Here is a 14,347-nt window from a genome sequence, read left to right as displayed (position 1 = left end):
TTATGAACTACCTGCAACAACCGCAGCTTATTGAGCAGCACAGTTTTGAAATCATTAGCGAAATTATTGCCGCCGAGCGCCCGGAATATCGTTTTAACGATGCCATTCAGGAAGCGATGATCAAGCGGGTTATCCATACTACTGCCGATTTTGAGTGGCTGGATATTTTGTGGTTTTCACCTGATGTCATCGAAAAACTGACCGCCAGTTTGTTGCGTGGTTGCACGTTGTACACCGATACCACCATGGCACTTTCGGGTATTAACAAGACCCTGCTGGCAGAGTTTGGTTGTAGCTGCCGCTGCTTTATTAGCGACCCGCGCGTGGTGGCACATGCCAAAGATCAGGGCGTGACTCGTTCTATGGCGGCGGTGGATCTGGCTTTAGAGGAAGATGGCGAGAAGGTCTTTGTCTTTGGTAATGCGCCAACCGCGCTGTTCCGCTTGTTAGAGTTAGGAGCCAAACCTTCAGCCGTTATCGGCGTGCCCGTCGGGTTTGTCGGGGCTGAAGAGTCTAAAGAAGCGCTGGTTGAAAGCGGTTTACCCGCCATTGCCGCCCGTGGGCGCAAAGGCGGCAGTAACGTTGCCGCAGCCATTGTGAACGCGCTGCTTTACCGCTTGCGGGAGGCTCAGTGAGCGAGCAAAACGCCGATTGCGTCTGGCATAAAGGCAAGGCATACCGCAAAGGCTACACCACCGGTTCATGCGCCACTGCTGCGGCTAAAGTCGCGGCTCTGATGGTATTGCGCCAGCACGTGATCGACCAGGTTTCTATCGTCACCCCTTCAGGCGTCACACTGCATCTCAACGTTGAAATGCCAATTATCGAAGGTCAGCAGGCGACGGCAGCAATCCGTAAAGATGGTGGCGATGACGTCGATGCGACTCACGGCATGCTGATTTTCGCTCGCGTGCAGCTTAATGACAGCGGTGCGATCACACTGCGCGGCGGTACCGGGGTCGGCAAAGTCACACGCAAAGGCATCGGTTTGCCCATTGGCGAATCGGCCATTAACCGCACACCGCGCCAGACCATTGAAGCGGCGGTGCGTGAAGTTATCGGCGCGGAACGTGGTGCCGAAATTGAAATTTTTGCTCCAGAAGGTGAGGAGCGAGCAAAGAAAACCTACAACCATCGCCTCGGGATTTTGGGCGGGATTTCGATAATCGGTACCACCGGTATTGTGATGCCGATGTCCGAAGAAAGCTGGAAGCGTTCACTGGCACTCGAGCTGGAAATGAAACGCGCCGCCGGGCTGGATAAAGTCATTCTGGTGCCGGGCAACCACGGTGAACGTTTTGTCCGCGAGCAACTCGATTTGGACAGTGAATGTGTGGTGACGATGAGCAATTTCGTCGGCTACATGATTCAGGAAGCGGTGCGCCTTGAGTACCGTCACATCGTGTTGATTGGCCACCCTGGCAAGTTGGTGAAAGTCGCCGCCGGGATTTTCCACACCCACAGCCACATTGCCGATGGGCGTATGGAGACGTTGGTCGCACACCTGGCATTAATGGGCGCGCCGTTTTCGTTGCTGGAAGCCGTAAGCCATTGCGACACCACTGAAGCGGCACTTGAAATTATCGCGGAGCAAGGCTGGATGGGCGTGTTTGAACGCCTGGCAATCCGCATCTGTGAGCGTGTTGCTGAGATGCTGCGTTTCACCCAATCCCCGCCTAAGTGCGACGCCATTTTATTCTCGTTCGATAACCAGGTTTTAGGCAGTAGCCGCCCGGTGGCTGAAATAGCTCAGGAGTTGCGATGCTGACCGTTGTAGGTATTGGACCAGGGGCTGCGGAGTATCTGACTTTCCAGGCGCGTATCGCCATTGATGAAGCGCAGATTCTGGTGGGCGGCGCACGTCAACTGGCGCTGTTTGCTGATTCGGAGGCCCAAACGCGTTTGTTGGATAGCGATCTTGAAGGCTTAATCACCTGGCTTAGTGAACGCCTAAGCCAGCAAATAGTGGTGCTGGCCTCTGGCGACCCGCTGGTTTATGGCATTGGCAAACGTCTGGCAGCAAGTTTCCCGCCTGAACAACTGTGCATCATTCCCGGCATCAGCTCGATTCAATATCTATGCGCCAAAGCGGCCGTCGATATGAACGACTTATGGATCACCAGCAGCCATGGGCGTGAACCCGATTTCAACGCGATTGTGGCGCACCAAAAAGTGGCAATGGTCACCGACACCATTATCGGGCCGCATGCCATCGCCCAGGCATTTCTGATGCGCGGCCTCAATCCCATTCTCATTATTGGCGAGAACCTGTCGTCAGCAGATGAACGAATCCATCGCTTGCGCGCCGCCGATGTGGCGGAGTCTTACTCGATGAATGTGGTGATAATACTCAATGAAAGATGATCTGTTTTTACGCGGTGCACGCGTTCCGATGACTAAAGAAGTGGTACGTACTCAGGCGCTCGATCGCCTGCAATTACAGCACTCCACGCACTTTATCGACATCGGCGCAGGCACCGGCAGCGTGTCCCTTGAAGCGGCGATGCGGTACCCGCAATTGCAGGTGTCGGCAATTGAGCGCAACCCTGACGCGCTGGCGCTGATGGCAGAAAACCGTGAGCTTTTCGCTTGTCCGAACGTTGAAATCATCAGCGGGTACGCGCCAATAGAGCTGAACGTGATGGCCGATGCGGTGTTTATCGGGGGCAGTGGTGGGCAACTTACGGAATTGATCGACTGGTCGCTGGCGCATTTGCATCCCGGCGGGCGTCTGGTGATGACGTTCATCCTGCTGGAAAACTTAACCTGCGCGCTAACTCACCTTGAACAATGCGCGGTGAGCGATTTCGACTGTCTGCAATTGCAGGTGGCAAACCTCGCAACGCTTGGCAGTGGGCACTACTTCAAACCGAACAATCCCACTTATTTGATCTCTTGTCGCAAGGAAGGAAGCAATGACTGAGTTATTTGATACCCGCAAAGTCTGGTTCGTTGGCGCAGGTCCGGGCGACAAAGAGCTGATTACGCTGAAAGGCTATCGCATCTTGCAACAGGCCGAAGTGGTGATTTATGCCGGTTCGCTCATCAATCCTGAACTGCTGGATTACTGCCAGCCTGGCGCCGAATGCCACGACAGCGCCGCGCTCAATCTCGAAGAGATTATTGAGTTGATGGAAAACGGCGTGAAGGCGGGCAAACTGGTGGTGCGCCTGCAAACCGGAGATCTCTCGCTGTATGGCTCAATCCGCGAACAGGGCGAAATGCTCACCAAACTCGGTATTGGCTACGTTTCTGTGCCGGGAGTCAGTGCGTTTTTGGGCGCTGCTGCACAACTTGGCGTGGAATACACCGTACCGGAAGTCTCGCAGAGCCTGATCATCACGCGTATCGAAGGCCGCACGCCGATGCCACAGCTCGAACAGCTTGAATCCTTCGCAAAACACCAAACCTCAATGGCCATTTTTCTCTCGGTACAACGGATTAACCGTGTGGCAGAACGCCTGATTGAAGGCGGTTATCCAGCAGATACGCCAGTCGCGGTAGTCTATAAAGCCACCTGGCCTGATTGCCAGGAGTTACGCGGCACCCTGAGTGATATTGCCGAAAAAGTACGCGAAGCCGGAATTCGTAAAACGGCGCTGATTATGGTTGGGGCGTTTTTGGGCGAGGAGTATCACTACTCGAAACTCTACGACGCAGGGTTCAGCCATGAATACCGCAAGGCCTGAGTCGATCGCGCTGTTTTGCCTGACACCCGGTGGCGTGGTGCTGGCACAACGCCTGCGTGAAGCCTTGCCGCTGACCTGTTTTACCAGTGAAAAGTTGCTACAGCCGGGTTTTATCCCGTTTGGCGGCAGTTTTGCTCAAACGGTACTGCAGGCATTCAGCGAGTATTCGGCACTGGTATTTATTGCGGCCACCGGAATTGTGGTGCGGGTGATTGCGCCAATGCTGTGTGACAAACTGCAAGACCCGGCGGTTGTCGTAATGGATGAACGCGCAGAACACGTTATCAGCCTGCTTTCCGGCCACATGGGTGGTGCTAACGAGCTAACTTGTCAACTGGCAACGCTGCTAAACGCAGACCCGGTCATCACTACCGCGACCGATGTGAATCAGATGGCGGCGCTTGATACGCTTGCGGCAAAACTTGACGCAACGATGCTCGATTTCCGTCTGGCGGTGAAAACCGTCAACCAAATGTTGGTGAGTCAACAGCGGGTTGGCCTGTGGTGGGACAGCGAATTTGCGCCACATGCTGAGCGTTACGACACGCGCGGTTTTATCGCGGTCGAAAGCCTGGATGCATTGCCTGAGCTTGATGCGCTGGTGTGCGTCACGCTGCGTGATTCGCAGCCTGCGCTAACTATTCCCGTTTATAAACTGGTGCCAAAGCGCGTCGTCGCAGGCATCGGCTGCCGCCGTGACACATCGCCACAAACCGTGGCCGCGCTGCTCCGTCAGCAACTGGCGGAAAACCATTTTGACCCGCTGGCGTTACGCGCCATCGGCAGTGTGATGCTCAAGCAAGATGAGCCTGCACTGCTGGAACTGACACAGCAGCATCAAATCCCTTTTGAACTATTTAGCGTTGACCAACTTTCCCAACATGAGCACCGCTTTCCGGCATCGGAATTTGTGCGCCAGACCCTGGGTGTTGGCAGCGTGTCACAGCCAACAGCATGGCTGATGAGCAACGGAAACCTGGTCGGCCGCACTGTGCGAGAGCAGGGTGTCACCATAACTTTAGGAGTTTCAGACAGATGTTAACGGTAATCGGCATTGGCCCCGGCAGCGAAGCCATGATGACTCAGGAAGCCATTGCTGCCCTGCAAGAAGCGGAAATTGTCGTCGGATATAAAACCTATACCCACCTGGTGAAGCCATTGACTGGCGACAAACAGGTGATCAAAACCGGCATGTGCAAAGAAATCGAACGCTGCCAGACCGCCATCGAACTGGCGCAAGCCGGGCATAAAGTGGCGTTAATCAGTAGCGGTGATGCCGGGATTTACGGCATGGCTGGTCTGGTGCTGGAACTGGTGACATCGCAGCAACTGGACATTGAAGTGCGGCTGGTGGCGGGCATCACAGCCAGCATTGCCGCTGCATCATTACTCGGCGCGCCATTAATGCATGATTTCTGCCATATCAGCCTGAGCGATTTACTCACGCCATGGCCAGTTATCGAAAAACGCATTATTGCGGCGGCTTCTGCTGATTTTGTTATTTGTTTCTATAACCCGCGCAGCCGTGGCCGCGAAGGTCATCTGGCGCGTGCGTTCGAATTGATGAGCGAGTTTACCAGCCCGCAAACGCCAGTGGGCGTGGTGAAAGCGGCCGGACGTAAGAAAGAACAAAAATGGCTGACCACCTTTGGTGAGATGGATTTCGAACCAGTTGATATGACGAGTCTGGTGATTGTCGGCAACAAAACGACCTTTGTTCGCAATGGATTAATGATTACCCCCCGAGGTTACGAGCTGTGAGTGAAACGCTGTCTCTCGTAGGTCGGATTAGCGAAGCGTCATCCGACACTATGAACCGTGGTGCGGTACTGGTCTTCGGCGGAACCAGCGACGCCCGGTTTATTTGCCAGATCCTCGATGAACAGCGCATTTCGTACACGCTTTCGGTGGCGACGGCTGTAGGGGCGTCTCTGGCGGGTGATATCGGTGGGAAAATTCGTGTAGGGCGAATTGATACCGATGGAATCGCTGACTGGCTGGTCAGCAATGCCGTGAACTGGGTGATTGATGCCTCGCATCCGTATGCCGAATTGCTTAGCCAAAATATCACCCGCGCCTGTGAAATCGTGGGTGTAACACTCAGCCGGTATCAGCGGCGTAGTGAACTTAATGATCTGGAACACCCGTTGCTGCACAAAGTGGCCAGTCTACAAGCCGCCTGTGCCGTGGCGCAAACATTTGGCCCCCGCGTGCTGTTGACTACCGGTAGCAAAGAACTAGCTGCTTATCAGCAAGCTCTGCCGGGCAAAACACTGCTGGCTCGGGTGTTACCGACCAGCGAGGTGATTGCCGAGTGCGAAGCGCTGGGGTTGGGCGTTGACAATATTATTGCGCTGCGCGGCCCGTTCAGCTCTGAGTTTAACGCCGCCACTTATGACTTCTGTGCGCCCGATGTGGTGATAACCAAAGAGTCCGGTGCCGAAGGCGGTTATCTCGACAAAGTTAACCCTGCTTTGGCGCGTGGGATTCCGTGTGTGGTGGTGACTCGCCCACAACCGCAGGTTTTTGGCCCTGAATTACTGGAAAGCCGTGACGATGTGAGTTGCCGTGTCACACGCTGGCTGCAAGAGAGAAAATCATGAAGAAAGCCCTGTTAGTTATCAGTTTCGGTACCAGTTACCACGACACCTGCACCAAAAATATTGTTGCCTGTGAAGAACAACTTGGCCGTACCTTTGCCGACCGCGATCGGTTCCGCGCCTTTACCTCCGGCATGATTATTCGCAAGTTAAAAAAGCGCGATAACCTGGACATTGATACACCTGCACAAGCACTGCTGCGCCTTGCTGAACTGGGTTATCAGGATGTGGCCGTGCAATCGCTGCATGTGATTAACGGCGACGAATACGAAAAAATCTCCCGTGAAGTTAAGGCGTATAGCCATTTATTCCAGCGCCTGGCATTGGGCACAGCACTGCTCAGTGATTTCAATGATTACGAGCTGCTGCTCAGCGCTCTGCAAAGCCAGATGCCACAGCTTGAAGCCGATGAGCGCGTAGTGTTTATGGGCCACGGTGCCAGCCACCATGCGTTTTCTGCTTATGCCTGTCTCGACCACTTAATGGCGGCGCGCCAGATGCCTGCGCGTGTTGGCGCGGTAGAAAGCTACCCGGAAATCGACCTTATCGTGCGTGGTTTACTGCAAGAAAAGGTGCGCAAAGTACACCTGATGCCATTAATGCTGGTGGCGGGTGACCATGCCATTAACGATATGGCGTCTGATGAAGAAGACTCGTGGAAAACCCAGTTACAGGAAGCGGGCATTGAGGCACAACCCTGGTTACAAGGCCTGGGCGAAAACCCGCAAATTCGCGCCATGTTCGTGAACCATTTGCAGCGTGCGCTGGAAAAATCAGCGGAGGTGGCAGCATGACCGGCCGTTTATATGCTCTCGGAACGGGCCCTGGTGCCAGTGATCTGATAACCGTTCGCGCGGCGCGCATCATCGGCAAACTTGATGTGCTGTATGCGCCAGCAGGGCGCAAAGGCGGCGACAGCCTGGCGCTTTCCATTGTGCGTGAATATCTCACTGAAACTACCGAAATTCGCACCTGCCACTTCCCAATGAGTGCTGATAACGACGAAAAAGCGGTGGTGTGGGATGAAACCGCCGCCGCCCTGCAACACGAAGTGGAATTGGGGAAACAGGTCGGGTTTATCACACTCGGTGATTCGATGTTATTTAGCACCTGGGTGTTTTTGCTGGCGCGTATCGGCAACCCTGAGTGGCTGGAAATCGTCCCTGGTGTCACCTCTTTTGCTGCTATCGCCTCCCGCGCGCAACTGCCGCTGGCGATGGAACAGCAATCCCTGGCGGTGATGTCTTGCACAGCTTCACATCAGGCTCTTACCGAAGCATTGCGCGCGCACGACAGCGTAGTGCTGATGAAAGTCTATGGCCGCTTCGCGCAAATCAAAGCGCTGCTGCAACACCTGGGAATCATTCAACATGCGGTGTTAATGGCCGAAGCGACATTACCGGGCGAGCAATGTTGGCGAAACCTGGAAGACGTGCCGGATGACCAGAAGCTACCGTATTTTTCGACCATTCTTGTGAATAAACAGTGGCGTAACCAGAGGTTGTAAATCTGATACGCATTCGTAGGTCTGATAAGCGCAAGCGCCATCCGACATTAACGTTCAAAGGAAAATCATGGAATCGTTACTTAAAAAACTCTCGCTAAGCGGGCTAGGCATGGGGATGTTGTTGCTCATCGTGCCGCAAGAAGCCTTCGCGATGCACATTATGGAAGGTTTCCTGCCGCCAATGTGGGCTCTGGCATGGTGGATTTTATTCCTGCCGTGCTTGTACGTCGGGCTGGTGCGTTTGCGCCAAATCGTGGCACATGACAGCAATCAGAAAGTGCTGCTGGCACTTTGCGGTGCATTTATCTTTGTGCTCTCGGCGTTAAAAATCCCCTCGGTTACCGGAAGCTGCTCGCACCCAACTGGCGTTGGCCTTGCGGTAATTCTATTCGGCCCGGGTGTGGTTGCGGTTTTGGGTGCCATTGTGCTGCTGTTCCAGGCACTGTTACTGGCACACGGCGGGCTGACTACGCTTGGCGCAAACGGCATGTCGATGGCAGTTATTGGGCCGATTGTCGGATATCTGGTGTGGAAACTGGCATGTAAAGCGGGCTTTCGCCGCGATGTGGCCGTGTTCCTGTGTGCGATGATTGCTGACTTAACCACTTACTTTGTCACTTCGATTCAACTCGGTGTAGCGTTCCCCGATCCGCACTTTGGCGTTACCGGTTCCTCAATGAAATTTATGGGTATCTTCTGTCTGACGCAGATCCCAATAGCCATCGCCGAAGGCTTGCTCACTGTGATGATTTACGACCAGCTAACCAAACGACAACTGCTTCCTGCCAGGAGCCAATAAAATGAAAAAGACCCTGATATTGCTTGCCCTGATAATAGGGCTGATGATTGTGCCGTTCTTTGTTCCTCACGGTGGCGAATACGGCGGTTCCGACGACCAGGCGGAAGGGCAGATATTGGTCGTCGCGCCTCATTACAAACCGTGGTTCCAGCCGCTTTATGAACCTGCCAGCAGCGAAATCGAAAGCCTGCTGTTTACCCTGCAAGGTTCAATCGGTACGGCGGTGATTTTCTACATTCTGGGCTATTACCGGGGCCGCCGCGAAGACCATGCTGGGGATTGATAAACTCAGTTACCAAAGCCGCTGGTGCCGTGTTTCGCCGCTGCGCAAATTTGCGCTGTATCTGGTGATGATGGTGCTGGCGTTTGCACTGCCGCCAGTCGGGCAGGCGGTTTTGCTGCTAGTGATTGCCGCTTTTACCTGTTGGCTGCTGCGCGTCGGGCCGGCGCGTTATTTGCGCTGGCTGGCGGTACCACTGGGCTTTTTGCTAGTGGGAGTGGTGACGATAATCTTCAGTGCCGCGCACCACGCGCAGGCTTTGCTGTGGAGTGTGCCGCTCGGCTCGTTTTATATCGGCATTGATGCGCAGGGCCTGGTGATGGCAAACCAGACTTTCTGGCGTAGCCTTGCAGCACTTGCCGCAACTTACTGGCTGGTGCTAAATCTGCCGTTTCCGCAATTGATCATCTTGCTACAACGCCTGCGGGTACCGCGTTTGCTGACCGAGCAAATCCTGCTCACCTGGCGTTTTATTTTTATCCTGCTGGACGAGGCGCAGGCCATTCACCGTGCTCAGACATTGCGTTTCGGTTATCGTACGCTGCCTGGTGGCTACCGTTCGCTTGCTATGTTAGTCAGCATGCTTTTTTCGCGCGTGCTGCTGCGTTACCAGCAAATGGTCACGACGCTGGATATCAAACTTTACCAGGGTGATTTCCACCTGTGAGAACCGCACCGATGCTGACAACCCAAAATTTATCTTTTTGCTATCAGGACGATACCGTTCTGCACGATTTAACCTTTGATTTTGGGTCGTACCCGGTAACGGGAATAGTCGGCGCAAACGGCTGTGGGAAATCCACGCTGTTTATGAACCTCAACGGTGTTTTGCGCCCGAAGATTGGTGCAGTTTTGTGGCAGGGCAAACCGATAAATTACAGCAAAGCCGGGTTGATTGAGCACCGCCAGCGAGTCACCACCGTGTTTCAGGACCCGGAACAACAAATCTTCTATACCGATATCGACAGCGATATCGCGTTTAGCTTGCGTAACCTTGGCGTGAATGAAGCCGAAATCGCCCGCCGTGTCGAACACGCGATTCAGCTGGTAGATGCGCAATCTTTCCGCCACAAACCGATTCAGTATCTCAGCCACGGGCAGAAGAAGCGCGTGGCGATTGCCGGGGCGCTGGTGATGGAAGCCGACTATTTATTGCTCGATGAACCGACCGCCGGTCTTGACCCATCGGGCCGCCAGCAGATGATTGAAATCATCGCCCGCATTGCTGCGCAGGGTAAGCACGTCGTCATCTCAAGCCATGATATTGATCTGATTTATGAAGTTTGCAACGCCGTGTATGTGATGAAAGGCGGCAGAATCGTCGCGCAAGGTGAACCCGGCGAAGTCTTTAGTCAGGCGCTGATGCTGCAAGATGCCGGGCTTGTGCAGCCATGGCTGGTCAAACTGCACAGCGAACTCGGTTTCCCGTTGTGCAAAACCGAAACTCAATTGTTTAACGCCTTGCGCGTTTCAAAGGAAGCAGGATGAGCCTTTCAATCATGGTTCAGGGCACCGCCTCTGATGTAGGGAAAAGCATGTTGGTGGCAGGGCTGTGTCGGATCTTCGCCCAGGACGGCCACCGTACCGCGCCGTTTAAATCGCAGAATATGGCGCTCAATTCGGGTATCACGCCAGATGGTAAAGAGATGGGCAGGGCGCAGATTTTCCAGGCTGAAGCGGCTGGAATTACCCCTGATGTGCGCATGAACCCCGTACTACTCAAACCAACCAGTGACTGCAAAGCGCAGGTGGTGTTGATGGGTAAAGTCGCCACCAATATGGATGCTGTGACCTACCACAACTACAAACCGCAATTGAAAGCGCAAATCCGCGAGGTCTACCAAAGCCTTGCGTCAGAACATGATGTGATGGTGCTTGAAGGGGCGGGTAGCCCGGCTGAAATCAACCTACGCGACCGCGATATCGTCAATATGGGCATGGCAGAACTGGCGCAATGCCCGGTGATTCTTGTTGCAGATATTGACCGTGGCGGCGTGTTCGCTACTATTTACGGCACCATAGCGCTACTGCTGGAACATGAAAAGTGGCGCGTAAAAGGTGTCATTATTAACAAGTTCCGTGGCGACGTGGCGCTGCTCTACTCCGGCATCGAACAAATCGAAGCGTTAACCGGCGTACCCGTTTTGGGCGTGATGCCGTGGTTGAATGTCGATCTCGAAGATGAAGACAGCGTTGTATTGCAGCGTGGGAAATACGACGAAGTCACCCCGAAAGAGCTGGATATTGCAGTTTTGAAACTGCCGTACATGTCGAACTTCACTGATTTTAATGCGTTGGCGGCACAGCCTGATGTGCGCCTGCGTTATGTAGTCAAACCTGATGAACTGCAAAACAGTGACCTGGTGATTGTGCCGGGCAGTAAAAATACCCTCGGCGACCTGCGCTGGCTGCGTGAAAACGGCCTCGAGCAGGCGCTGCTAACACACCATAACAATGACGGCGCGGTGTTGGGGATTTGCGGCGGCTATCAGATGCTCGGGCAGCATATTTACGACGAAGTGGAATCCGGGCTTGGCGAGATGGCCGGTATTGGTTTGCTGGATGTGGTGACACGTTTTGCCAGTGTTAAAACCACGACCCGCGTCGCAGGAAAGGTTCAGGCGCAACTGCCAGGCGTTTTTGCAGCAAGCTCAGGTTCAGCACTGCAAGGTTATGAAATCCATATGGGCGAAACGCAGCGCGGAGAAAATACCGCACCGTTTGCTACCTTCACCGAGTGTAATACCCAGCCTTATCATAATGTTGATGGCGCTATCAGCGAAGATGGTCGCGTGCTGGGCACTTACCTGCATGGCCTGTTTGATAGCGGCGGCTTTACTCGCAGTTTGTTGGATGTCTTGCGTCTGCGCAAAGGGCTGAATGCCTGGGAAGGTGAGGTGTTCGACTATCAAAATCATAAAGATCAGCAGTTTAATATCCTGGCTGACGCGATGCGTGAGAACATTGATATCTCACGTATTTATCAGATTATGGAAGAGCATCAGGAACAACCAATATGAAATTAGTCACGGGCGGCGCTCGTAGCGGTAAAAGCCGTCATGCCGAACAACTGGCCGCAAATTTTGAACGTGTGCTGTATATCGCTACGTCGAAAATTTTCGACAGTGAAATGGAGCAGCGTATTGCGCACCATCGCGACAGCCGCCCGGCGCATTGGCAAACCGTTGAGCAGTATCGCGAGTTAAACACCGTTATTAATGAGCACAACAATGCCCGCGAAGCTGTGTTACTGGAATGCATCACCACGCTGATTACCAACGTCATGTATGACGCGGCGGGCGATAAGCCAGAAGACGACTGGGATTTTGACTCGATGGAGCAGGTGGTGAATCAGCAAATCGACATTTTGCTGGCGGCCTGTGAATCAAGCCCGGCGGAAGTGATTCTGGTGACCAATGAAGTAGGAATGGGCATTGTGCCGGAAAACCGCCTCGCGCGGCATTTCCGTGATATTGCAGGGCGCGTAAACCAGCGCCTGGCGCAGCGTGCCGATGAGGTGTGGCTGGTTATTTCAGGGATTGGGGTAAAAATTAAATGATCTTCCGTTTGTTCTTCGCCACTTTGCAGTTTATGAGCCGCATTCCGGTGCGCGCGCGCTGGACTGATGGTATCGAAACACACCAGTATGTGCGCGGTATCGTGACCTTTCCATTTGTTGGCCTGGTGCTGGGTGCTTTGGCAGGGGCTGTGTTTACGCTGTTACAGCCGTGGGCTGGCTTGCCTTTAGCTGCCATGGGTTATGTGCTGGCACTCGCATTATTGACCGGTGGTTTCCATCTTGATGGCCTGGCTGACACGTGCGATGGCATTTTCTCGGCGCGTACTCGTGACCGCATGCTGGAAATCATGCGTGATAGCCGTCTTGGCACCCATGGTGGGCTGGCGCTGATCTTTGTGATTGTGACCAAAGTGCTGGTGGTCAGCGAACTGGCGCTGCGTGGCAATAATATGCTGATGGTGCTGGCAGCGGCTTCCATTGCCGGGCGCAGTGCTTGTGTGCTGCTGATGTACAACCACAAGTATGCGCGTGAGAAAGGGCTGGGCAATCTGTTTATCGGCAAAGTGACGGGCACACAGGCGCTGCTGACGCTGATTGGCGGTGCGGTGCTGTGCACGGTTCTGTTGCCCGCTTCCGGGCTGCTGGCGCTGGCTATCACAATACTGGCGATGTATCTCCTCGGCCTGATGTTGAAGCGCACGCTCGGCGGGCAAACCGGCGACACGCTGGGGGCGGCGATTGAATTGGGCGAAGTGGTTTTCCTGCTCGCGCTGCTGCGCTGATTGTTGGATGGCGCTGTGCTTATCCGACCTGCTGAACTGTTTTTTATAACGTTTCTGAGAATAAAAAAATGCAAACTTTAAATTCATTATTGGCAATGATTTCCCCGCTTGATAGCGATGCAATGGCTCGCGCACAACAACACATTGACGGCCTGTTAAAACCTTTCGGCAGCCTTGGGCGCCTGGAAGCATTAGCGGTGCAGCTGGCAGGAATGCCAGGCATGAAAAACGGCCTGAACACTAAACGCAAATCAATCTTCGTGATGTGTGCCGACCACGGTGTTTATGCGGAAGGTGTGGCTATTTCACCACAAATTGTGACCGCTATTCAGGCGATGAACATGACGCGTCATAACACAGGCGTGTGTGTACTGGGCGCGACTGTCGGCGCAGAAATTCATGTGGTCGATGTCGGTATCGACAGCGATGCTCTGCCTGGCGTGCTGGATATGAAAGTGGCACGTGGCAGTGGCAACATTGCCCAAGGCCCGGCGATGAGCCGTGAGCAGGCTGAAAACTTGCTGCTGGCAAGCATGCAACTCACTATGCAGAAAGCCGCTGAGGGCGTCACGCTGTTTGGCGTGGGTGAACTAGGTATGGCGAACACCACACCTGCGGCTGCGATGGTCAGCGTGTTGACCGATAGATCACCAGATGACGTTGTTGGCATGGGTGCTAACTTCCCAAGCGACCAGATGCATCACAAAATTTCCGTAGTGCGTAAAGCGATTGAAACCAACCAGCCCGATGCAGCTGATGGTATTGATGTGTTGGCCAAAGTGGGTGGTTTCGACCTGGTGGGTATGACGGGTGTGATGTTGGGTGCAGCGGCTGCTGGCCTGCCGGTCGTTCTCGATGGTTTCCTGTCTTATGCTTCAGCACTCGCCGCTTGCAAGATTGCGCCAGGCGTGCGTGATTATTTAATCCCGTCGCATTTGTCTGCGGAAAAAGGTGCGGTGATCGCGATGAACAAGTTAGGGCTGGAGCCGTATTTGCAGATGGGTATGCGTTTAGGTGAAGGCAGCGGTGCGGCATTGGCAATGCATCTGGTGGATGCGGCGTGCGCAATGCACAACCATATGGGATCGCTGGCAGACAGCAATATTGTGTTGCCAGGGTGATCTTCTTGGATCACTAATGTGAATTTGCCGGGGTCGTGATAATTCCGTT

General features: G+C 54.0%; 18 protein-coding genes. All 18 read left to right on the top strand.

Annotation, left to right across the window (positions count from 1 at the left end; translation table 11 throughout):
* The first annotated feature begins 2 nt into the window (after positions 1-2).
* Positions 3-635 (top strand): cobalt-precorrin-8 methylmutase, encoded by a 633-nt coding sequence (locus tag GC128_RS11195; RefSeq protein WP_151994362.1) that lies wholly within the window; start codon positions 3-5, stop codon positions 633-635.
* Positions 632-1,768, top strand: coding sequence for a cobalt-precorrin-5B (C(1))-methyltransferase CbiD (gene cbiD / locus GC128_RS11190; RefSeq protein WP_151994361.1), 1,137 nt, complete (start codon positions 632-634; stop codon positions 1,766-1,768). Before GC128_RS11195 ends, cbiD begins: the two co-directional genes overlap by 4 nt.
* Complete coding sequence (locus GC128_RS11185) at positions 1,762-2,364, top strand: cobalt-precorrin-7 (C(5))-methyltransferase (RefSeq protein ID WP_151994360.1); 603 nt, start codon at positions 1,762-1,764, stop codon at positions 2,362-2,364. Before cbiD ends, GC128_RS11185 begins: the two co-directional genes overlap by 7 nt.
* Complete coding sequence (locus tag GC128_RS11180) at positions 2,354-2,923, top strand: decarboxylating cobalt-precorrin-6B (C(15))-methyltransferase (RefSeq protein WP_151994359.1); 570 nt, start codon at positions 2,354-2,356, stop codon at positions 2,921-2,923. Before GC128_RS11185 ends, GC128_RS11180 begins: the two co-directional genes overlap by 11 nt.
* A complete protein-coding gene (locus GC128_RS11175; RefSeq protein WP_151994358.1) occupies positions 2,916-3,689 on the top strand; it encodes a cobalt-precorrin-4 methyltransferase in 774 nt (257 codons plus the stop codon). The genes GC128_RS11180 and GC128_RS11175 overlap by 8 nt, the downstream gene beginning before the upstream one ends.
* Positions 3,670-4,731 (top strand): cobalt-precorrin 5A hydrolase, encoded by a 1,062-nt coding sequence (cbiG, locus tag GC128_RS11170; protein WP_151994357.1) that lies wholly within the window; start codon positions 3,670-3,672, stop codon positions 4,729-4,731. Before GC128_RS11175 ends, cbiG begins: the two co-directional genes overlap by 20 nt.
* On the top strand, positions 4,725-5,450 hold the full coding sequence (locus tag GC128_RS11165) for a precorrin-3B C(17)-methyltransferase (RefSeq protein WP_151994356.1): 726 nt from the start codon (positions 4,725-4,727) through the stop codon (positions 5,448-5,450). Before cbiG ends, GC128_RS11165 begins: the two co-directional genes overlap by 7 nt.
* 50 nt (positions 5,451-5,500) lie before the next feature.
* Positions 5,501-6,292, top strand: coding sequence for a cobalt-precorrin-6A reductase (locus GC128_RS11160; protein ID WP_151994525.1), 792 nt, complete (start codon positions 5,501-5,503; stop codon positions 6,290-6,292).
* Positions 6,289-7,083 (top strand): sirohydrochlorin cobaltochelatase, encoded by a 795-nt coding sequence (gene cbiK / locus GC128_RS11155; protein ID WP_151994355.1) that lies wholly within the window; start codon positions 6,289-6,291, stop codon positions 7,081-7,083. Before GC128_RS11160 ends, cbiK begins: the two co-directional genes overlap by 4 nt.
* Positions 7,080-7,796, top strand: a complete 717-nt coding sequence (locus GC128_RS11150; protein ID WP_151994354.1) for a cobalt-factor II C(20)-methyltransferase — start codon at positions 7,080-7,082, stop codon at positions 7,794-7,796. The genes cbiK and GC128_RS11150 overlap by 4 nt, the downstream gene beginning before the upstream one ends.
* A gap of 67 nt (positions 7,797-7,863) precedes the next feature.
* Complete coding sequence (gene cbiM / locus GC128_RS11145) at positions 7,864-8,595, top strand: cobalt ECF transporter S component CbiM (RefSeq protein WP_151994353.1); 732 nt, start codon at positions 7,864-7,866, stop codon at positions 8,593-8,595.
* A 1-nt stretch (position 8,596) separates the two neighbouring features.
* Entirely contained in the window at positions 8,597-8,878 is a 282-nt protein-coding gene (locus GC128_RS11140; protein WP_151994352.1) for an energy-coupling factor ABC transporter substrate-binding protein, read from the top strand.
* Complete coding sequence (locus GC128_RS11135) at positions 8,865-9,542, top strand: energy-coupling factor ABC transporter transmembrane protein (RefSeq protein WP_151994351.1); 678 nt, start codon at positions 8,865-8,867, stop codon at positions 9,540-9,542. The genes GC128_RS11140 and GC128_RS11135 overlap by 14 nt, the downstream gene beginning before the upstream one ends.
* Before the next feature lie 11 nt (positions 9,543-9,553).
* The gene (locus tag GC128_RS11130) at positions 9,554-10,363 is read left to right on the top strand and encodes an ATP-binding cassette domain-containing protein (protein ID WP_151994350.1); all 810 of its coding nucleotides are present in this window, start codon (positions 9,554-9,556) and stop codon (positions 10,361-10,363) included.
* Positions 10,360-11,895: a cobyric acid synthase gene (locus tag GC128_RS11125; RefSeq protein WP_151994349.1), complete on the top strand. Its 1,536-nt coding sequence runs from the start codon at positions 10,360-10,362 to the stop codon at positions 11,893-11,895. The genes GC128_RS11130 and GC128_RS11125 overlap by 4 nt, the downstream gene beginning before the upstream one ends.
* A complete protein-coding gene (cobU, locus tag GC128_RS11120; RefSeq protein WP_151994348.1) occupies positions 11,892-12,434 on the top strand; it encodes a bifunctional adenosylcobinamide kinase/adenosylcobinamide-phosphate guanylyltransferase in 543 nt (180 codons plus the stop codon). Before GC128_RS11125 ends, cobU begins: the two co-directional genes overlap by 4 nt.
* Complete coding sequence (cobS, locus tag GC128_RS11115) at positions 12,434-13,177, top strand: adenosylcobinamide-GDP ribazoletransferase (RefSeq protein WP_193216249.1); 744 nt, start codon at positions 12,434-12,436, stop codon at positions 13,175-13,177. Before cobU ends, cobS begins: the two co-directional genes overlap by 1 nt.
* 68 nt (positions 13,178-13,245) lie before the next feature.
* Complete coding sequence (gene cobT / locus GC128_RS11110) at positions 13,246-14,298, top strand: nicotinate-nucleotide--dimethylbenzimidazole phosphoribosyltransferase (protein ID WP_151994346.1); 1,053 nt, start codon at positions 13,246-13,248, stop codon at positions 14,296-14,298.
* Positions 14,299-14,347 lie beyond the last annotated feature (49 nt).

This window comes from Buttiauxella massiliensis, from assembly GCF_902500225.1.
In the GTDB taxonomy this organism is placed as follows: domain Bacteria; phylum Pseudomonadota; class Gammaproteobacteria; order Enterobacterales; family Enterobacteriaceae; genus Buttiauxella; species Buttiauxella massiliensis.
Note: the sequence above shows the minus strand (reverse complement) of the source record. Positions and strands in the feature narration are given on the sequence as shown.